The 18,143-nt window shown below is 65.5% G+C and carries 19 protein-coding genes; 3 read left to right on the top strand and 16 right to left on the bottom strand.

Annotation, left to right across the window (positions count from 1 at the left end; all coding sequences use genetic code 11):
- Positions 1-4: 4 nt before the first annotated feature.
- The 4 genes from ACQ4WQ_RS00355 to ybiB all read right to left on the bottom strand — a co-directional run bounded on the left by ACQ4WQ_RS00355 (position 5) and on the right by ybiB (position 3,291).
- Positions 5-457 carry a GatB/YqeY domain-containing protein gene (locus ACQ4WQ_RS00355; protein WP_070287781.1) on the bottom strand — a complete coding sequence of 151 codons (453 nt, stop codon included), beginning with the start codon at positions 455-457 and terminating at the stop codon, positions 5-7.
- 195 nt (positions 458-652) lie between these two features.
- Complete coding sequence (rpsU, locus tag ACQ4WQ_RS00350) at positions 653-865, bottom strand: 30S ribosomal protein S21 (RefSeq protein ID WP_008451879.1); 213 nt, start codon at positions 863-865, stop codon at positions 653-655.
- A 162-nt stretch (positions 866-1,027) separates the two neighbouring features.
- Positions 1,028-2,242: a BaiN/RdsA family NAD(P)/FAD-dependent oxidoreductase gene (locus ACQ4WQ_RS00345; protein ID WP_436493887.1), complete on the bottom strand. Its 1,215-nt coding sequence runs from the start codon at positions 2,240-2,242 to the stop codon at positions 1,028-1,030.
- A gap of 56 nt (positions 2,243-2,298) precedes the next feature.
- Complete coding sequence (ybiB, locus tag ACQ4WQ_RS00340; protein ID WP_436493885.1) at positions 2,299-3,291, bottom strand: DNA-binding protein YbiB; 993 nt, start codon at positions 3,289-3,291, stop codon at positions 2,299-2,301.
- A 154-nt stretch (positions 3,292-3,445) separates the two neighbouring features.
- Between ybiB and ACQ4WQ_RS00335 the strand changes: the two genes are divergently transcribed.
- Both ACQ4WQ_RS00335 and ACQ4WQ_RS00330 read left to right on the top strand, forming a co-directional pair.
- On the top strand, positions 3,446-4,123 hold the full coding sequence (locus tag ACQ4WQ_RS00335) for a hypothetical protein (RefSeq protein WP_436493884.1): 678 nt from the start codon (positions 3,446-3,448) through the stop codon (positions 4,121-4,123).
- A 149-nt stretch (positions 4,124-4,272) separates the two neighbouring features.
- Positions 4,273-5,334: a 3-deoxy-7-phosphoheptulonate synthase gene (locus tag ACQ4WQ_RS00330; RefSeq protein ID WP_436493882.1), complete on the top strand. Its 1,062-nt coding sequence runs from the start codon at positions 4,273-4,275 to the stop codon at positions 5,332-5,334.
- 189 nt (positions 5,335-5,523) lie between these two features.
- On the opposite strand, the gene ACQ4WQ_RS00325 is transcribed toward ACQ4WQ_RS00330, so the two are convergent.
- On the bottom strand, positions 5,524-5,931 hold the full coding sequence (locus tag ACQ4WQ_RS00325) for a nitrite reductase (NAD(P)H) small subunit (RefSeq protein WP_436493880.1): 408 nt from the start codon (positions 5,929-5,931) through the stop codon (positions 5,524-5,526).
- Positions 5,932-6,141: 210 nt separating this feature from the next.
- Between ACQ4WQ_RS00325 and tsaD the strand changes: the two genes are divergently transcribed.
- Positions 6,142-7,182 (top strand): tRNA (adenosine(37)-N6)-threonylcarbamoyltransferase complex transferase subunit TsaD, encoded by a 1,041-nt coding sequence (gene tsaD / locus ACQ4WQ_RS00320; RefSeq protein ID WP_436493878.1) that lies wholly within the window; start codon positions 6,142-6,144, stop codon positions 7,180-7,182.
- On the opposite strand, the gene eutC is transcribed toward tsaD, so the two are convergent.
- From eutC to ACQ4WQ_RS00265, 11 genes are all read right to left on the bottom strand, one after another.
- Complete coding sequence (eutC, locus tag ACQ4WQ_RS00315) at positions 7,183-7,956, bottom strand: ethanolamine ammonia-lyase subunit EutC (RefSeq protein ID WP_436493876.1); 774 nt, start codon at positions 7,954-7,956, stop codon at positions 7,183-7,185. It lies immediately after the preceding gene.
- 9 nt (positions 7,957-7,965) lie between these two features.
- Complete coding sequence (locus ACQ4WQ_RS00310; protein ID WP_436493874.1) at positions 7,966-9,354, bottom strand: ethanolamine ammonia-lyase subunit EutB; 1,389 nt, start codon at positions 9,352-9,354, stop codon at positions 7,966-7,968.
- 35 nt (positions 9,355-9,389) lie between these two features.
- Entirely contained in the window at positions 9,390-10,853 is a 1,464-nt protein-coding gene (locus ACQ4WQ_RS00305; protein WP_436493872.1) for a TIGR01777 family oxidoreductase, read from the bottom strand.
- Positions 10,850-11,494, bottom strand: coding sequence for a DUF4166 domain-containing protein (locus ACQ4WQ_RS00300; protein ID WP_436493870.1), 645 nt, complete (start codon positions 11,492-11,494; stop codon positions 10,850-10,852). Before ACQ4WQ_RS00300 ends, ACQ4WQ_RS00305 begins: the two co-directional genes overlap by 4 nt.
- Positions 11,491-12,045, bottom strand: a complete 555-nt coding sequence (locus ACQ4WQ_RS00295; protein ID WP_436493868.1) for a GbsR/MarR family transcriptional regulator — start codon at positions 12,043-12,045, stop codon at positions 11,491-11,493. Before ACQ4WQ_RS00295 ends, ACQ4WQ_RS00300 begins: the two co-directional genes overlap by 4 nt.
- A gap of 67 nt (positions 12,046-12,112) precedes the next feature.
- On the bottom strand, positions 12,113-13,228 hold the full coding sequence (locus tag ACQ4WQ_RS00290) for a fatty acid desaturase family protein (protein WP_436493866.1): 1,116 nt from the start codon (positions 13,226-13,228) through the stop codon (positions 12,113-12,115).
- Entirely contained in the window at positions 13,225-14,340 is a 1,116-nt protein-coding gene (locus ACQ4WQ_RS00285; protein WP_436493864.1) for a sterol desaturase family protein, read from the bottom strand. Before ACQ4WQ_RS00285 ends, ACQ4WQ_RS00290 begins: the two co-directional genes overlap by 4 nt.
- On the bottom strand, positions 14,337-14,975 hold the full coding sequence (locus ACQ4WQ_RS00280; RefSeq protein WP_436493862.1) for a phosphatase PAP2 family protein: 639 nt from the start codon (positions 14,973-14,975) through the stop codon (positions 14,337-14,339). The genes ACQ4WQ_RS00285 and ACQ4WQ_RS00280 overlap by 4 nt, the downstream gene beginning before the upstream one ends.
- A complete protein-coding gene (locus ACQ4WQ_RS00275) occupies positions 14,972-16,276 on the bottom strand; it encodes a F390 synthetase-related protein (RefSeq protein ID WP_436493860.1) in 1,305 nt (434 codons plus the stop codon). The genes ACQ4WQ_RS00280 and ACQ4WQ_RS00275 overlap by 4 nt, the downstream gene beginning before the upstream one ends.
- Positions 16,273-17,103: an MBL fold metallo-hydrolase gene (locus ACQ4WQ_RS00270; protein ID WP_436493858.1), complete on the bottom strand. Its 831-nt coding sequence runs from the start codon at positions 17,101-17,103 to the stop codon at positions 16,273-16,275. Before ACQ4WQ_RS00270 ends, ACQ4WQ_RS00275 begins: the two co-directional genes overlap by 4 nt.
- Positions 17,096-18,133 carry an NAD-dependent epimerase/dehydratase family protein gene (locus ACQ4WQ_RS00265; protein ID WP_436493856.1) on the bottom strand — a complete coding sequence of 346 codons (1,038 nt, stop codon included), beginning with the start codon at positions 18,131-18,133 and terminating at the stop codon, positions 17,096-17,098. The genes ACQ4WQ_RS00270 and ACQ4WQ_RS00265 overlap by 8 nt, the downstream gene beginning before the upstream one ends.
- Positions 18,134-18,143 lie beyond the last annotated feature (10 nt).

The raw sequence follows: 18,143 nt of genomic DNA, 5'->3' as shown, positions 1-18,143 counted from the left end.
TTGCTTACGCGGCCGGCGTCAAGGCTTTCTTGACCAGCGCGGACACCACGGTCATGTCGGCGCGGCCAGCCAGCTTCGGCTTGACGATGGCCATGACCTTGCCCATGTCTTGCGGACCCGCGGCGCCCGAGGCGGCCACGGCGGCAGCCACTTCGGCCGCTACTTCTTCGTCCGACAGGCCGGCAGGCATGTAACCGATCAGGTGCACCAGCTCGGCTTTTTCGATGTCGGCCAGGTCGGCACGGCCACCGGCTTCGAACTGGGTGATCGAATCCTTGCGCTGCTTGATCATCTTTTCCACGATGGCCGTCACGTGGGCATCCGTCAATTCGATGCGCTCGTCGACTTCCTTGCGCTTGATTTCCGCCAGCAACAGGCGAATCGTGCCCAGCTTGCCCGCTTCCTTGGCGCGCATGGCGTTTTTCATGTCTTCGGTAATTTGTTCTTTCAAGCTCATGGCAATCCTCGTGTTGGTAAGTGGGGTTCGATGCTCGTGCAGGCACTCCAAGCAGGCGGCCACAAAAGCGAAAACCCGCTGCGGCGAACCGGAGCGGGTATGCGACTCATCTGAAGTATCACTCCAGGCGAATCAAAACAAAACCCGTGGCGAACAATGCGCCGAACTACCCGGGTTGGTTCTGACTGAACAGTCTTAGAATAATTTTTTCGGCAGTTGTTGGCTGCGGATGCGTTTGTAATGACGCTTGACAGCAGCTGCCAGCTTGCGCTTGCGCTCAGCTGTTGGCTTTTCGTAGAATTCGCGAGCGCGCAATTCGGTCAGCAGACCCGTTTTTTCGATGGTGCGTTTGAAGCGACGCATTGCGACTTCGAACGGCTCGTTTTCTTTAAGGCGAATAGTGGTCATGTAAAATTCAAACCGTTGAGGTGGTGTATAGGAAGAGATAGATAGTAGCAGCTTTTATTCGGAAAGGGAAGCCCCTCCCCACTTGCGTGCGGTATGCAGCCTGAGGTCGCTGCCGGAATGTGGCGTAAACCACGCACCGGTGCTCCCATCCTACAGAGTTGCTTACTGCAAGGCAATACCTGCCGCCACGCCGGAAGCCCAGGCCCACTGGAAGTTGTAGCCGCCCAGCCAGCCCGTCACGTCGACCGATTCACCGATGAAATACAGACCCGGCACCTTATTCGCCATCATGGTCTGCTGCGACAGTTCGCGCGTGTCGATGCCGCCCCGCGTCACTTCCGCCTTGCGGTAGCCTTCGGAACCGTTCGGCACGATGGACCAGGCATTGATGGCCAGCCCCAGCTTGCGCAGCTGCGCGTCGGGCATGTCGGCGATGCGCGCGTCCGGCGCCAGGCCGTTCGTGGCCAGCAGGCAGTCCGCCAGGCGCTGCGGCAGCCATTGGGCGACGATATTGCCCAGTTGCTTCTTCAGGGTGCCCTTGCCTTCGATGAGGGTTTGCGCCACGTCCACTTCCGGCAGCAGGTTGATGACAATGGGCTCGCCCGGCAGCCAGTAGCTGGAAATCTGCAGGATCGCCGGACCCGACAGGCCGCGATGCGTGAACAGCAAATCTTCGCGGAAACGCGCGCCAGTGGCCTTGCGGCCTTTCAGGCTGCCCGTTTCCACATCCACTTCCAGCGCGATGCCGGACAATTCGGCAAATGGCGCCCAGTTGGCCGGGTCGAACGTCAGCGGCACCAGGGCCGGACGCGGCTCGACCATCGCCAGACCGAATTGCTTGGCGATGCGATAGGCAAAGTCCGTGGCGCCGATCTTCGGGATCGACAGGCCGCCCGTGGCGATGACGATGCTGGCCGTCTCGATGTCGCCGCTGTCCGTCTGCAGCACGAAGCCGCCATCATCTTGCTGGACAACATTATCGATCTTGCACGGCATGCGCCAGTGCACGCCGCCAGCGGCGCACTCGTCCTTGAGCATGTCGATGATCTGCTCGGCTGATTCATTGCAGAATTGCTGGCCCTTGTGCTTTTCGTGATAGCCGATCCGGTATTTTTTCACCAGCGCGAGGAAATCCTGCGGCGTGTAGCGCGACAGCGCGCTCTTGCAGAAATGCGGGTTTTCCGAGAGGAAATTTTGCGGGGTGGCGTTGATATTGGTGAAGTTACAACGTCCACCACCCGAGATGCGGATCTTTTCGGCCAGCTTGGCCGCGTGATCGATCAACACCACGCGCTTGCCTTGCTGGGCGGCAACAGCCGCACACATCATGCCGGCCGCGCCCGCGCCGATCACTGCCACATCAAATTGTTTTGCCATAAGAATTCCGGTCACCGCTGATTACAAAGACGCCATTGTAAACTGCGGCGGCGCGGCTAGCGCGGCCGTGCTGCAATCTGCCGCGATGCCATCAGGCATTGCTCCACCTGCTCCGCGATCGATGGCGGCACGGGCACCTCGCCGCGCAGCACGGCGGCGATCCAGGCCGCCGTGGTGGCCGCGTCGCGCTCGGCCGGCAAATGCGGCAGTTCCTCTACCAGAAGTTGCCTTTCCACTAATACCGTGCGCTCGCCGCCGTGGAACCAGTCGATCTGCTGCGCCTTGTTGGCGTTGGCCACCGTTTCGCCTTCCGTGCCGCGCATCAGGAAGGCGTCGCCACGCCCAGGAGGGCATGCCGTCAGGAAATACTCACCGAGCATTTCCAGGTATTCGGGATGCGTGTACGACACCAGGCGCAGGGCGGGAGCGGCGAACGGCTGCATGATTTTCACCAGGGTATGCGTGGAATTGCGCACGCCCAGCACGCGCCGCAGCGACAGCAGGTGCGCCAGGCGGGGCGCCAGCGCTGCGATGGGCAGGAAGGCCGCTTCGCCGCGCGCCATGGCGGCCTCGGCTTGCGCATGGTCCGCCGAGGCGGGCACGCCCAGCGCGGCCAGCACTTCGGCCGTCGTGATGCGGCCCGGGTCGCTGGTCACGCCATGCACGAGCACGGGTGCGCCCGCGCGCGCCAGCAGCAGCGCCAGCAAGGCCGTCAGGTTCGCCATCTTGCGCGCGCCGTTGTAGCTGGGAATGATGATGGGTGCGAATTCGCCTGCCGGCGCGGCCAGAGGGGCGAACGAGGCTTCGGCCGCATCGAGGAAGCCGGCGATCTCGTCCACGGACTCGCCCTTGATGCGCATCGATAACAAAATGCCGCCCAGTTCCAGGTCCGACACGCGGCCCTCGAGCATGGCGCGGTACAGGGCGCGGGCGTCATCGCGCGTCATGCTGCGCGCGCCGTTCTTGCCGCGTCCTATTTCTTTAATGAAACGTGCTGCGGGGAATGGCTCACCGGCCACATCGGTATGGGGGATGGATACAGTCGTCATGACGCCAGCTTACACGGATTTTCTCCCTTGCAGACGGGCTGGAGGATGCCGTAGGTGCCAATGCAACAGTCTTCCAGGCTCTTTTACGAATTTGCTTCGCGCCTGCATCCAAACGCGCCGCCGCTGCGTATAAGACTGCACAGGGGGACTCATCATGAAAGACGCGATCAAACAGGAAACTGCCTTCGTCGGCATCGAAACGAGCAAGCTGCTGCTGAAAGCCGTGCTGCGCTCGGGCGGCGACGTGCTGTGCAAGGTGCTGGAAAACGACATGGCCGGCTACCGCTGGCTGCGCAGCTGGCTGCAGAGGAATGACGTGCCCGTCATGGGCTTGCGCGTCTGCATGCGCCTCGACGCCCCGTACAGCGAGGCGCCAGCCCGCGTGCTGGCCGACATGGGCATGCTGGTCTGCGATGCCCAGCCCGCGCAACTGGCAGACTATCTGCGCAGTCAAGGTTTGCCCGCGAACGCGGCGCTCAGCGCCGTGGTGCTGGCCAATTACTGCAAGGACGAACGCCCCGCGCGCTGGACGCCGCCCTCGCCCGCCTATGTGGAACTGCGCCTGTGGCTGCGCCGCCTGCACGCCATCGTAGGCGTGCGCAAGCAGGAGTCGGCGCGCCTCGACGCCCATCTGCAGGCTGGCCAGCATGCGCTGCACGCCCTGTTGCGCCAGCAAATCGCCTGCCTGGACGCGCAGATACGCCAGCATGAAACCGCCATCCTCGAGCATGTGCGGCGCCATCCCGGCCTGCCCCGGCCGCCCGAGCTGGCCGGCAACTACCAGCGCATCGCCCGCTACAGCGTTGGCGCCAGCCTGGCCGGCGGCCGCTGAGCGTCCGGCGGCAAGGGCCCGGCGGCGTGCCGGCCTTGCCATAAAAACAACTCATGCATTCCGTTTTGGCCCCAACCCCGCCGCCAGGCCGCATTTCCGCTACACTATTGCCTCTTAAAGAACGCAATAGCGAAAGCCGAGCCAGAATCATGAATACGCCAGACATCGAAAATATCAACGTCACCTCTTTCGCGCCCATGCCGACACCGGCCGAACTGCACGCCAAGCTGCCCCTGTCGGAAAGCGCCTTCGACACCGTCAGCCGCGGCCGCGAAGCGCTGCGCAACATCATCGACCGCAAGGACCAGCGCCTGTTCGTCGTCGTCGGTCCGTGCTCGATCCACGACCCCGTCGCCGGCCTCGATTACGCGCGCCGCCTGAAAGCGCTGCAAGAGGAAGTCAAGGATACGATGCTGCTGGTGATGCGCGTGTATTTCGAGAAACCGCGTACCACCACGGGCTGGAAGGGCTATATCAACGACCCGTACATGGACGATTCGTTCAAGGTCAACGAAGGCATGGAAAAGGCGCGCCAGTTCCTGCTCGACGTGTGCGAACTGGGCCTGCCCACCGCCACCGAAGCGCTGGACCCGATCTCGCCGCAATACCTGGGCGACCTGATCGCCTGGACCGCCATCGGCGCGCGCACGACGGAATCGCAGACGCACCGCGAAATGTCGTCGGGCCTGTCGACACCGGTCGGCTTCAAGAACGGCACCGATGGCGACATCAGCATCGCCGTCAACGCCATCCTGTCGTCGGCCCACCCGCACTCCTTCCTGGGCATTAACGCCGAAGGCAACGTGGCCATCGTGCGCACGCGCGGCAACGCCTACGGCCACGTGGTGCTGCGCGGCGGCGACGGCCGCCCGAACTACGATTCGGTCTCGATCGCCATCGCCGAACAGGCACTTGCCAAGGCCAAACTGCCCGCCAACCTGGTGGTCGACTGCTCGCACGCGAACAGCTATAAAAAGCCGGAACTGCAGCCGCTGGTGATGGGCGACGTGGTCAACCAGATCCGCCAGGGCAACCGCTCGCTGGTGGGCGTGATGATCGAATCGAACATCGTCGGCGGCAACCAGAAGATCCCGCAAGAACTGTCGCAACTGACCTACGGCTGCTCCGTCACGGACGGCTGCATCGACTGGGACACGACGGCCACCATGCTGCGCGACGCGCATGCGCATTTGCTCAATCGCCCAAAATAATGCCGGCGATGTTGTCGGATTACGGCCCTTCGGGCCTAATCCGACCTACGGTCGAAGGAGACCAAAGCACCACGCTGCGCGATGAACATGCGTATGCAACGTAGGTCGGCTTAGCGCGTAGCGCGTAAGCCGACACATCACTGCAGACAAAGAACGGCGCCCTGTGCGCCGTTTTTGCTTTTCCCTTCATCACGCCATCTGCACATGCGGCAGCACGGCGAACGATCCCGCCAGCGCCTGCTCCGCCTTGCTGGCCGGGATATTCAGTTCATTGATGTCCAGGTAGATGCGCCCGTCCAGGATGCGCACGGCGTACATGCGCGCCATGCCCTGCACGGGCGCCACCAGGCGGCCCGAATCGAGCTCGATGATCCAGCTACTTTTCGGCCCCATCAGATTTTTCTCCATCAGCACCCCGTGCGCCAGCGGGCCACCCAGGCAGGGCACCGCGTCGAGCAGCGCGTAGACCGTGTCGTCCGACGCGCGAAACAGCGCCACGCCGGGCAAGTCCTGCCATGCCAGGCCCCGCTGCACCATGCGCGCGCCCGCCAGCGGCATGTCCTTCAGGCGGCAAATCATTTTCCATTGTTCCGACATCGCAAGCTCCCTTGAGAAAGGCACACGCCTGTCTAAGCAAGAGCGGTGCCAGTGCCGTTCCAGGCGCAAAGCAGCCAGAATCCCGGGCAAAACCGGCCCGCGCCGCACTGCGCAAGTGCACACTGCCGCCGAAATGGTGCGCCGGCCGCACGGTGGACTGCGCGGCTTTCCTTTACAATGGCGGATTACTCCTCCCTATTCAGTACCTTCATGATTGTTCTTGGCGTCGAATCCTCCTGTGACGAAACCGGCCTGGCCTTGTACGACACGCAACGCGGCCTGCTGTCGCACGCCCTCTATTCGCAAGTCGCCATGCACGAGCAGTACGGCGGCGTGGTGCCGGAACTGGCGTCGCGCGACCATATCCGCCGCGCCATCCCGCTGCTCGAAGAGACCCTGACGAAGGCCGGCATCGGCCTGTCCGAAATCGACGCCATCGCCTACACGCAAGGCCCGGGACTGGCCGGCGCGCTGCTGGTAGGATCGTCCGTGGCGTGCAGCCTGGGCCTGGCCATCAACAAGCCGGTGCTGGGCATCCACCACCTGGAAGGCCATTTGCTGTCGCCGCTGCTGGCGTCCGAGCCGCCGCAATTCCCCTTCATCGCGCTGCTGGTGTCGGGCGGCCACACGCAGCTGATGCGCGTCGATGGCGTGGGCCAGTACACGATGCTGGGCGAAACGCTCGACGATGCGGCCGGCGAGGCATTCGACAAGTCGGCCAAGCTGCTGGGGCTCGGTTACCCGGGCGGCCCCGCCATTTCGCGCCTGGCCGAATTCGGCGACCCGCTGGCGTATAAACTGCCGCGCCCCATGCTGCACTCGAAGGATTTCAACTTCAGCTTTTCCGGCCTGAAGACGGCCGTGCTGACGGTGGTGAAAAATCATGAAGAAAAAGTCATCGCCAATATCTGCGAGCAGGACAAGGCGAACATCGCGCGGGGCTTCGTCGACGCCATCGTCGACGTGCTGACGGCCAAGTGCGTATCGGCCCTCAAGCACACGGGCTTGAAACGCCTGGTGATCGCCGGCGGCGTGGGCGCCAACGCGCAGCTGCGCGCCTCGCTCAATGCGGCCTCTGTCAAGAAGCGCTTCAAAGTGTATTACCCGGAGCTGGAATTCTGTACCGACAACGGCGCCATGATCGCCTTTGCCGGCGCCATGCGCCTGCAGATCAACCCCGACGCCGCCAAGCACGATTACTCGTTCAACGTGCGCCCGCGCTGGCCGCTGGATGAAATCCGCGAAGTCTGATCACGCCAGCAGGAAATTGCGCGCGCCTGCCAGGGCCGCGCCCTCTTCCACCGTTTCATCCTTCAAGTCCACGCCCGACAACTGCCGGCTGAACGCCTGCGACAGCAGGTAGTGCAGCCGGTATGCGGCCGGCGCATACGCCAGCCCCTCCGGGCGCACGTTCGAGATGCAGTTGCGGCGCTCGTCCAGCAAGCCTGCCTTGGGCGCCCACGTCAGGTACAGGCCCAGGCTGTCCGGGGAACTCAAGCCCGGCCGCTCGCCGATCAGCACCAGCACGGCCCGCGCTTTGATCAATTCCCCTACCTCGTCGCCGATAGCCACCCGCCCCTGCGCCACGATGTGCACGGGCGACAGCGTCCACGCTTCCAGCGCCAGCCGTGCGCGCAAAGCGGCCAGGAAGGGTGCCGCGTGGCGCTGCACGGCCAGCGCCGACAGGCCATCGGCCGCCACCAGCGCCAGGTCCACTCCCGTCGTACCAGCGGCCAGGCGTGCCCGTGAAACATCGTCGAGCCGGCGCCCCAGGTCGGGGCGTTGCAGATAGTCGGCACGCGTGGCGGCGGCGCTGTGCAGATGCACGCAGTCTTGCCCCTGCGCGGCCAGGGTGCTTGCCAGAGCCTCGCCATCGAGCGCCAGGTGCACGGCGTCGCGCGCTTGCGCGTGGGCCAGCTGGAATGCCAGCTGCGCACGGGTCGGCACGCTCACGCCGCGGCGCCCCAGCGCGATGCGCGCCGCCGTATGCGCGCGCAGCGTTTGCCACGGGTTTTTCTCGTCCATGTATCCTCCCTAATCGTCCAGGCGCAGCAGGGCCGCCTGGAAGGCCGGCGCCAGCGCCGCGTTCAGATTTCCCTGCGCATCGGTGATCCGCATGCGCGCCAGCCAGGCCGCGAATTCGGGCGCAGGGCGCAAACCCAGCACGCGGCGCGCATACAGGGCGTCGTGGAACGAGGTGCTCTGGTAGCCGAGCATGATGTCGTCCGCGCCCGGCACTCCCATGATGAAATTGCAGCCGGCCACGCCCAGCATGGTCAGCAAGGCATCCATGTCGTCCTGGTCCGCTTCCGCGTGGTTGGTGTAGCACACGTCGCAGCCCATGGGCAGTCCCAGCAGCTTGGCGCAGAAATGGTCTTCCAGCCCCGCGCGCATGATCTGCTTGCCGTCGTACAGGTATTCGGGGCCGATGAAACCCACCACCGAATTGACCAGCAGCGGTTGATACGCGCGCGCCACCGCATACGCGCGCGCCTCGCACGTCTGCTGGTCCATGCCGTGGTGGGCGCCGGCCGACAGGGCGCTGCCCTGCCCCGTTTCGAAATACATGACGTTGTTGCCCACCGTGCCGCGCCCCAGCGACAGGGCCGCCGCCTGCCCCTCGGCCAGCAGGGCCAGGTCGATGCCGAAGCTGCGGTTGGCCGCCTGCGTGCCCGCCACCGACTGGAATACCAGGTCGACGGGTGCGCCGCGGCGGATCGCCTCGAGCGTATTGGTGATGTGCGTGAGCACGCAGGACTGTGTGGGAATCTGGTACTGGCCGATGACGGCGTCGAGCAGGTGCAGCAGCGACACCACCTGCGCCACATTGTCGGTGGCGGGATTGATGCCGATCACGGCGTCGCCGCTGCCCAGCAGCAGGCCATCGAGCATCGACGCGGCAATCCCCGTGGCGTCATCCGTCGGGTGGTTCGGCTGCAGCCGCGTGGACAGGCGCCCTTCCAGGCCCAGGGTATTGCGGAAAGCCGTGACGACACGGCACTTGCTGGCCACCAGCACAAGGTCCTGCAGGCGCATGATTTTTGAGACGGCCGCCGCCATTTCCGGCGTGATGCCGGCGGCGACCTCGGACAGCGTTTGCGTGTCCGTCGCGTCATCGAGCAGCCAGTCGCGAAAATCGCCTACGCACAGGTGGGAAATCGGCGCGAACGCGGCGCGCGCGTGGGTGTCGATGATCAGGCGTGTGACTTCATCGTCTTCGTACGGCACCAGCGCTTCATTGAGGAAGGCCGACAGCGGCACCTCGGCCAGCGCCAGCTGCGCCGCCACCCGCTCGCGCGCGCTGACGGCCGCCACACCGGCCAGCACGTCGCCCGAACGCAGTGGCGTGGCCTTGGCCAGCAGCTCCTTCAGGCTGGCGAACTGGTAAACATGGCTGTCTATCGTATGGCTGAAGCGGGGCATGGTTCGGTTCCTCCCATGCCCCATTCTACGCCAGCCTACAGGCTGCGCAGCGCCCCTTCCAGCTGCGGATAGCGGAAGCTAAATCCGTCGTCCAGCAGGCGGCGCGGGGCGACCCGCTGGCCTTCCACCAGCAAGTCGGCCTGCTCGCCCAGCAAGGCGCGCATGACGAAGGCCGGCGTGGGCACGACGCTGGGGCGGTGCAGCACGGTGCCCGCCACCCGAGCAAAGCGGCGCTGCTCGATCGCTTCCGGCGCGCAGAAGTTATACGCGCCGCTCACCGCGCCCTGTTCGCTGCGGCGCGCCAGATGGGCGATGGCGCGGATGACGTCGCGCACGTGCACCCACGAAACCCACTGCTTGCCGCTGCCGAGCGGGCCGCCCGCGCCGAAGCGGATCGGCAGCAGCATCTGCGGCAGCGAACCCTGGTGGCCGAAGACGAGGCCGAAGCGCATGCCGCCCACCTGCACGCCAAATTTCTCCGCCTGGCGCGCGGCCGCTTCCCATTCCTGGCACAGCTGCGACATGAAGATGGCTTGCGGCGCGCTCTCCTCCGTCAATTCCGTCGCGTCGCCCTGCGGCTGCACGCCGTAGTAGCCGATGGCCGACGCCGACAGCAGCACGCGCGGCTTGTGCTGCGCGCGGGCGATCCACGCCACCAGGTCCTGCGTCAGCGCCACGCGGCTGCGGCGCAGGGCCGCCTTGCGCGCTGGCGTCCAGCGCCTGCCAACGATGCGCGCGCCGGCCAGGTTGAGCACCATGTCGATGCGCTGCGCATCCGCCAGCTCGTCGAACGACCGGATGCAGCGCACCTGGCCGTCGAAGGTCCACGCGGCCTGCTTCGGCTGGCGCGTCAGCACCGTCACCGCGTGGCCGTCGGCCAGCAAGGCGCTGACCAGCTGCTGGCCGATGAAACCTGTGGCGCCCGTCACCAGCACGGACTGCGGCGCGGCGGCAAAGCGCAGGTGTTCCTCCTGCTCTTCCTGCTCCTGCACCTTGCGCCGGCCCAGCTGCCACACGGCGTACGCGTCGCGCAGGCCGGACAGGCCCACGCCCACGCCGCACAGGGCGAGGAAGACGCTGAGCCAGCCATAGGGCTGCCATACGAGGGCCGTCGGCAAGGTCGCCCAGTCGCTGCTGTTCAGGGCCAGCAGGGCGATGAAGGCGCCCGCGTTGATCGCCAGCACCGTGTGCGTGACCCGCTCCGTGGCGGGCAGGAGGCGGGTCTGGTCTTCGACGACGAAATCCCACAGGGTCAGCACGATTTCCACGCCAAACACGATCACCAGCACCCAGGCCCAGGCGCCATGCCATTCCCAGGCCGCCAGGCCGACGAACAGCAGGCTGTAGATCAGGGCGCGCGTGGCATGGATGGTCAGTTCCAGGCGGGCCGAGGCCTTTTGCGGCAGCGCCTCCGTGATTTCATGGTGGTAGATGGTGTCGAAGGCGCCCAGGCAGCCTTGCGCCGCCATCAGTTGCAGGGCCAGCAAATGCGTATTCATGGTGTCTCCTTGTGGCTTTCTGGTGCGGCGGATTCGCGGAACACGCCGACCTGGGTAAACGTGGTGCCGAACAGCGCGTGGCGGATCTCGATGCGGATGTTGAATTGCTGCGGCGTGTCGTTGCGGTGGCACAGATACGTCTTGCCGGGCGTGAGCACGCCGGGCAGCGGCATGCGCCAGCCGAACAGATCCCAAAAATAGCCATCGCTGGTGAAATGCAGGTTGCCATCCTCGACGTGCAGCACGAGCTTCATGCCCAGGCCCATGCCCACGTATTCGAGCACTTCGCCTGTTGCGCTTTCGGCCATGTAGGAAGTAAAACGGATCGGCGCGCGGCCATGCAGGCGGTAGGTGCGCTGCTTGAAGATGAAGGGGCAGCCGGGGCGCGAATACACTTCGATATCGACGGGGAAGTCGTGATCGTCATGCGGGATCAGGGCGCCGTCGATGAAGGGACGCGTGAGCCAGCCCAGCACCTTGCCCAGGCGCGAACTGGTGAGCTCACTGAGCTCGCCCCGGTAATACAGGGGCTGGCCCGGCGCGGGATTTTTCTCGAAACGGCGGCGGATGTCCGGGTGCAGGGTGAGCCATCGCTCGCCCATGACCTTCTTGAACAGCTCTCCTTCGGAGGGGCCGTTCATGCTTTTCCCGGCTTGCCCGGCTTGTCGTCCGAGCTGAGGAACTTGGCCACCTTGCCGCCCATGGCCAGCATGCGCTGCAGGGTCGCCGGCGGCAGGTTTTTATAGTCGCTGTAGGTGGAGCTGAGCATTTCCAGGAAGGCCAGCACTTCGCCCATGCGCTCCAGGGTGGCCGGCGGTATCGCCGCATCGTGCTCGCCCTCGATCGCGCATTCGCGCAGCACCGTCAGCGTGGGGTCGATCTCGCGCCGCTTGCGCTCTTCCATGATGACCCGGAAGATTTCCCACACATCCTGCAGGGCGACGAAATGGTCGCGCCGGTCCCCCATCACGTGCGTGATGCGCGCCAGGCCCCAGCTTTGCAATTCCTTCAGGCTGTTGCTGACGTTCGAGCGGGCCACGTTCAGGCTGGCCGCAATGTCTTCCGCCGTCAGCGGTTCGTTGGCCAGGAACAGCAGCGCGTGGATCTGCGCCACCGTGCGGTTGACGCCCCAGCGGGTGCCCATTTCGCCCCAATGGAGAATGTACTTCTGCGTGGTCGGACTCAATTCCATGGTTTTCTCTTATTTCTGTCGTTACAGAAATGTAAGACGAAACAGAATCCCAGTCAAGCGCGATTCGTCAGGGCTGGGCGGGCGGCTGGCCCATGGCGCGCAGAAATTGCTGCTGCGAGGCGTGCAGCTGGCCGTAACCGAGTTCGCGGTAGACGAGGCCATGGCGGGGCGCCAGTTCGGCCAGGATGCGCGCCAGCGCCGGGTAGTGGCGGTGGTTCCAGGTGGGGAACAGATGGTGCGTCAGGTGCAGATTCAGGCCGCCGAGCCAGTAGCCGAGCCAGCGCAGCGCGCGCGGTTTCGGCGTCCAGTCGCAGGCCGTATAAAACGTGTGCTGGTACCAGTCGTGCGGCAGGGTGCCGTCCTGCCCCGGCTGGAAGAATTCCACTTCAGCCCAGTGCGTGCCGAGGATCAGCGCCACCAGCGCGCACGAGGCGAGCATCTGGCCCAGGAAATACGCGCCCAGCACCACGCCCCAGCCGATGCCGTGCTGCTGCAGCACCCACATGGGCAGCGCCAGCACCAGCGCCACGTGGCCCAGCTTCCAGCCCAGGAACGACAGCCAGCCGCGCCAGCCCTGCAAGCGGCTGTGCGCGGCCACGGGCGTCTTGCCGAAGCGGTCCAGCCAGTCGCCATACCAGTTCAGATACGGCAGCGACAGAGCCGCCACCACGGGCCAGTACAGGTATTGATAGCGGTACTGGGGGGACCAGCGTTGGAACGGCGTCTGGCGCAGGAAGGGGTTCGGTTCCGTGTCGAGGTCATAGCCTTCCACGTTCGCATACGTGTGATGGAAATGCACGTGGCGGATGGTCCAGAAATCCGTGTCCACGCCCACGGGCAAGCCCACCAGGCGGATCAGCACACGGTTCAGGCGCCCCTGGCGGAAGACGGCGCTGTGGGCCGCATCGTGCAGGGTATTCATGGCCAGCGCCATGGCCGCCACCAGGCAGGCGACATAGCTGGCGACAAACGGCCAGGTGCTGCCGGCGCTCAAGGCCAGCGCATACAGCCCCGCCGTCAGCGTGGCCAGGAAGACGGTTTTCGCGTGCAGGCGCCAGTCGCCGAAGCGGTGCTTTCCCTCGCTGGCGAGGTAGGCGTCGGCGCGCGCGCGCAGTTCGCGGCGGAAGGCGGAATCGCGGGCGGGCTGGAAGCGCAGCGGCGGCAAAGGGGGCACAGGCGTCACGCGCGCGTCCCCGCCGCGGCCGGCCACCACAGGCGGCGCGCGCCATCGAGGCCGTGCGCCAGCAGCGCGGCCAGGAACATCATGCCCCACGCATCGCGCGCGCCATACCAGCCCAGGTACAGGGCCGGCATGGCCAGCGCGATGACCACCCAGGCGATGGCGCCCCAGCGGCGCGCGTCCGACAGGCCGCCCAGCGCCAGGGTGCCGCCAAAGATCAGCGCGAACAGGATGGCTTGCTGCGCGCCGGCCAGCGCCGCTTCGTGGTTGACGTAATAGATCACCAGGCCAAACAGAATCACGCCGCCGATGCCGATGAACAGTTCGGGCACCTCAAAAGTGCCGCGCGACTGCCAATGGGGAAAGCGCGCGCGCAGCCACTTGAACAGCTTGCCATTGCTGGCCAGGAGCGGATTGTGCGTGGGTGTCATGCCCTTCACGCCATAGCGCATTTCCACGCCCTCGAGTTCCGGCTGGAAGCTGCCGAACAGCCTGTCCCACAGCAGCAGGGTACCGCCGAAATTGCGGTTGATATAGCGTTTATCGGTGCCGTGGTGCACGCGGTGGTGCGAGGGCGTGACCATGAATTTATCGAGGATGCCGGACTTGTTCACCAGCGCATTGTGGTTATAGAACTGCACCGTGTAATGCAGCGACGAGACGACGAGGAAGATTTCCAGCGGCACGCCCAGCACGGCCAGGATGGCGATGAACGGGAAATTCGTCAGCGACGAATACCAGGAATTGCGCACGCCCAGCGACAGGTTGAAATGCTCGCCCTGGTGGTGCACCACGTGCACGGCCCACAGCAGGGGAATCTTATGGTGCAGCCGGTGCATCCAGTAAAAGCACAGGTCCCAGGCAAAGAATGCGAAGACCCATTGCGCGGCCACGGGCCACTGGTCGACGATGTGCAGATTCACATGGCGCAGCAGCAGGGCGAACGCCGCCACTTCCACGCCGCGGAATACCCACATCAGGATGTGGCCGGAATTGAGGTTGAAGATCACGTCCTTCCACGGCACGGGGGTCTTGCGTACCCATTTGAGGATCAGCAATTCGGCGAGCACGAAGGCCAGCATGACAAGGAAAGAGAGGGCAAAGGGGTTCATCATGATGCGGTTTCAGTGGAAATGGCGCGGCGAGCCGTCCAGAATACCTGCATTTCCGCCAACATGCCGCCCGCCACGCCCACGGCCAGGCCGGCGGCCAGGTCGATGCTCACGTGGCGGCGCAGCGCGATGATGGCGTAGCAGATGGCCACGCCCAGCACCAGCGCCAGCGCGGAGCGCAGCAGATGGCGTTTGTCGCACAAGGCCCACACGCACAGCAAGGTCAGGGCGCCATGCAGCGAGGGCAGGCAGTTTTGCGCGGAATCCGCCGCCTGCAGCATGCGCAGCGCGTGCGTGCTCCAGGCACTGCCCTCGCCCACGGGCGGATACGCGAGCGTGGTCGGATACAGCAGGAAGACCACGCCGCAGGCCAGCGCGGAAAGCGCCATGGCGCGCGCCAGCCAGCGCACGCGGGCCGCATCGGCCACCAGGTAGGCGTACGGAATCAGGATGAAGAAGGACAGGTACAGCCAGATGGCGGCGTCCGTGTAGGGGATGGCGCGGTCGATGGCCGTCTCGGGCAGCAGCACGCCCTGGCCTTGCAGCAGGTCGCTGGAAAAATACACGAGGCCGACGCTGCCCCAGCCGGCCAGCAGGTGCAGCAGGCGGCAGCGTACGGTCATGGAAGAAGGATTCATGCGGTCGCAAGGCGCCGGATGCGGCGCCGTTTCATGGTGGGGTCAAAGGGAGGCAGTTCGCCGCTCGTCGTCCAGGCCAGGCCGTCCACGGCCACGCCCAGACCGCGCAGCACCGTTGCCAGGTGATCGCGCAAGGCGGCCAGGCCGGCGTCGTCGAGGGCCGCATGCAGCTGCAGGGCCGCGTCGCCCGACTGCAGCAGGCGGTAGTCGGCATCCGCCGGCAAGGCTTGCGCGAACGCGCGCGTCAGCACGTCGGCAAACACGGCGACAGGGGCGCCGCCGTCCGCCGACGGCAAGGATGGCAAGAACAGCATGTCGTCGCAGCGTCCTTCGATGCCGTCGATGGCGCGCGTGGCGCGGCCGCACGGGCACGGCGTGGCGCGCGCGAGCAAAATATCGTCGAGGCGATAGCGCACGATGGGCTGCGTGATGCGGGTAAAGTCCGTAATCACGGGCACGAAGCGACGTTGTTCGTCGTCCAGCCACTGCGGTTCGATGTGCACGTATTCCTCGTTCAAATGCAGCACGCCGTGTTCGCAGCTGCTGGCGAGGAAACCCTCGGTCGCCTGGTAGATTTCATGCACGGCGCCGAACGCCTGCACGATCAACGCGCGGTCCTGGGCTTCCAGCACTTCGGCCACCGAGATGACTTTTTTCGGCGCCAGCGCCAGGCGGCCGTCGATGACGCGCAAGGCCAGCTGGCGCAGCACCTGGGCCGGCGCGACGATCACGGACGGTTGATAGCGCGCCAGCTGCGCGCACAGGCTGTCGAACGGTGCGAACAGGTCGTAAAAGGCAAAGGTCAGCCATGGCGAGCGCACGGCCGTGTACAGATTGCTGTTCGCGCGCAGGAACAGGGCCACCTTTTCGCCGGAAAACAGGCCGTCGGGCAGCGCCTTGGCCAGCATCACGCCCGCCCATTGGGCCTTTTCGCGGGGGCTGACGGTAAACACGGCGCGCCGCGACGAGGTGCCCGACGACAGGCCCACGGTGATGTCGCCCACGGCCGGCGTGAAGTCGCGGCTATGCTCGGCCGCCATGGCCGCCTCCATCGCCTGCGCCAACGTGATTCCCTCGGTGTTCATGGCGTCGAAATGCTCGAGCATCAGCACCTTGTTCATCGTCGGCCACTGCGCCAGCGGCAGCTTGCGGTACGGCGCAAAATACGTGCTGCGCGCGCACAGCACGTCGATGAAATGCGCCAGCTGCGCCTGCTGATAACTTTCCAGCTGCGCGCGGCTTGTGAAACGCAGGCGGCGCGTGCGCCAGTACGACAGCAACAGCCAGAAAATTCGTTTCACGGGCGGCCCGCCACGGGCAAATAATCGTTGGTATCTTCATGCGTGATGCGGATCTGCGCATTGCCCGACTGGTGCAGCTGGTGCAGGCGGTTCAACGTCTCATAATACGGCGCGCGCTTGTGCTGGATGAGGAAGGACAGTTCCGACGGTCCGCGCAGCTGCTGAAAACTTTCCGGCACCCAGGCTGCGTCCGACGCCAGCAAGGTCCAGCCTTCGTCCTGCAGCACGAAGGCGCCCAGATGGCCGATGGCGTGGCCGGGCAGGTCGACGATGTAGATCTCGCCCGTGCCGCTGACGTCGCGCCCGTGCGTGAACGGCAGCAGGGCGGCCGGCAAGGCCGTCTCGGGCACGCTTTCGACAAACGCCAGGCGGTCAGAGATATCGGGCGGCAGCAGCTCGGGCACGAAGGCCTGGCGCACGGCGGCCACGCCGGACAAACCGCGCACGGCGTCCCAGCCCGTTTTCGAGGCCATCAGGCGCGCGCCGGGAAAGTCGCGCAGGCCGGCGATATGGTCGGCGTGGAAGTGCGACAGCAGCAAGGTATGGATATCGCCCGGCGATACGCCATGCGCGCGCAGCTGGCCGTGCAGCGACTCATTCTCGTCGAACGAGATGGGCGTGACCCACGCGTACATGCGGTACACGCCTTTCGACGTGGCGGCGCGGAAGTGTTCGGCATACCCCGTGTCCCACAGGTACAGACCCGCGCGCGTTTCGATCAGATAGGCGCGCGAAGGGAAGCAGCGGCTGGCCAGCCCGCTGCCTTTCAAGACCATGCACGAAGGATGGGTGCAGTGGCCGACGCGAAATGCGGTGATGCTAGCCATTGCGCTCCTTGCCCACCTTGTGCGCCGCCGCTTCCTGTCGCATCCACTGCGCCGTGCGGGCGATGCCGTCCTGCAGGCTGACGACGGGACGGTAGCCGAGCACCTTGCGGGCTTTGGCGTTATCGAGCGTCATGTCGAAACTGAGCGCGCCGATGCTGTAGGGCGTCAATGAGGGTTCGCGGTGCGTGAAGCGCGAAGCGAACTGCATCAGGCGCGCCGCCAGCGCCAGCACGCGGTAAGGCACGCTGACGATCTCGAACGGCTGCTGCAGATGGTCGCAGAACAAGGTGCGCAAAATGTCGCACAGGCGCGCCGGTTCGCCATTCGTGATGTTGAAGGCGGCGCCCGAAGCGATGGTCTTGTGCACGGTGGCCAGCCACATCGCGTGCACGACATTGTCGACATAGGTGACGTCGATGGTGGCCGCGCCGCCGTTGGGCAGCGGCAGCTTGCCGCCGCGCTCCTGCAGCACGCGCGCCAGGCGCGGGATCAGCACCTGGTCGTGCGGGCCGAAGATGGCGCGCGGACGCAGGATCACGCACGTCATGCCGCGGTGGCGGTCGACGCACTCCTGCACCAATTTTTCCGCCATCGCCTTGCTGCGCGCGTACGCGTTGACGAAGGCGTCGGGGCGGAAGGTTTCCGGCACCTCGTAGCGGTTGCGGTAATCGAAATAGATGGCCGGGGTCGAGATGTGCACGAAGCGCGCCACGTGCAGGCTGGCGGCCGCGCGCAGCAGCTGGGCCGTGGCCGTGACGTTGGCGGCGATGAAGTCGCGCTCCGCGCCCCACGGCGACGACAGCGCGGCGCAGTGCCAGACGGCGTCCATGCCGCGCACCAGCTCGTCGACCTGGCGCGGCGTGGCTTGCGCCAGGTCGAGCGCCACGAATTGCGCGCCCATGCGTTCGAGTTCGCGGCCCACGGCGGCGTTGCGGCCCGTGGCGCGCACTTCCACGCCTTGCGCCAGCAGGGTGCGCACGGCATTGCGCCCCAAGCCGCCCGTCGCTCCCGTGACCAGTATCCGCCTCATCGCCCCACCT

The organism is Janthinobacterium goodfellowi, from assembly GCF_051380695.1.
GTDB lineage: Bacteria > Pseudomonadota > Gammaproteobacteria > Burkholderiales > Burkholderiaceae_D > Janthinobacterium.
Note: the sequence above shows the minus strand (reverse complement) of the source record. Positions and strands in the feature narration are given on the sequence as shown.

Bases quoted from the DNA above. Each gene is read 5' to 3' on its own strand.
- ACQ4WQ_RS00280 (WP_436493862.1), bottom strand. From the start codon at position 14,975: ATGAATCCTTCTTCCATGACCGTACGCTGCCGCCTGCTGCACCTGCTG.
- ACQ4WQ_RS00355 (WP_070287781.1), bottom strand. From the start codon at position 457: ATGAGCTTGAAAGAACAAATTACCGAAGACATGAAAAACGCCATGCGC.
- ACQ4WQ_RS00295 (WP_436493868.1), bottom strand. From the start codon at position 12,045: ATGGAATTGAGTCCGACCACGCAGAAGTACATTCTCCATTGGGGCGAA.
- ACQ4WQ_RS00325 (WP_436493880.1), bottom strand. From the start codon at position 5,931: ATGTCGGAACAATGGAAAATGATTTGCCGCCTGAAGGACATGCCGCTG.
- ybiB (WP_436493885.1), bottom strand. From the start codon at position 3,291: ATGACGACTGTATCCATCCCCCATACCGATGTGGCCGGTGAGCCATTC.
- ACQ4WQ_RS00285 (WP_436493864.1), bottom strand. From the start codon at position 14,340: ATGATGAACCCCTTTGCCCTCTCTTTCCTTGTCATGCTGGCCTTCGTG.
- eutC (WP_436493876.1), bottom strand. From the start codon at position 7,956: ATGGACGAGAAAAACCCGTGGCAAACGCTGCGCGCGCATACGGCGGCG.
- ACQ4WQ_RS00345 (WP_436493887.1), bottom strand. From the start codon at position 2,242: ATGGCAAAACAATTTGATGTGGCAGTGATCGGCGCGGGCGCGGCCGGC.
- ACQ4WQ_RS00305 (WP_436493872.1), bottom strand. From the start codon at position 10,853: ATGAATACGCATTTGCTGGCCCTGCAACTGATGGCGGCGCAAGGCTGC.
- rpsU (WP_008451879.1), bottom strand. From the start codon at position 865: ATGACCACTATTCGCCTTAAAGAAAACGAGCCGTTCGAAGTCGCAATG.
- ACQ4WQ_RS00265 (WP_436493856.1), bottom strand. From the start codon at position 18,133: ATGAGGCGGATACTGGTCACGGGAGCGACGGGCGGCTTGGGGCGCAAT.
- ACQ4WQ_RS00330 (WP_436493882.1), top strand. From the start codon at position 4,273: ATGAATACGCCAGACATCGAAAATATCAACGTCACCTCTTTCGCGCCC.
- ACQ4WQ_RS00300 (WP_436493870.1), bottom strand. From the start codon at position 11,494: ATGAACGGCCCCTCCGAAGGAGAGCTGTTCAAGAAGGTCATGGGCGAG.
- ACQ4WQ_RS00270 (WP_436493858.1), bottom strand. From the start codon at position 17,103: ATGGCTAGCATCACCGCATTTCGCGTCGGCCACTGCACCCATCCTTCG.
- ACQ4WQ_RS00335 (WP_436493884.1), top strand. From the start codon at position 3,446: ATGAAAGACGCGATCAAACAGGAAACTGCCTTCGTCGGCATCGAAACG.
- ACQ4WQ_RS00310 (WP_436493874.1), bottom strand. From the start codon at position 9,354: ATGCCCCGCTTCAGCCATACGATAGACAGCCATGTTTACCAGTTCGCC.
- tsaD (WP_436493878.1), top strand. From the start codon at position 6,142: ATGATTGTTCTTGGCGTCGAATCCTCCTGTGACGAAACCGGCCTGGCC.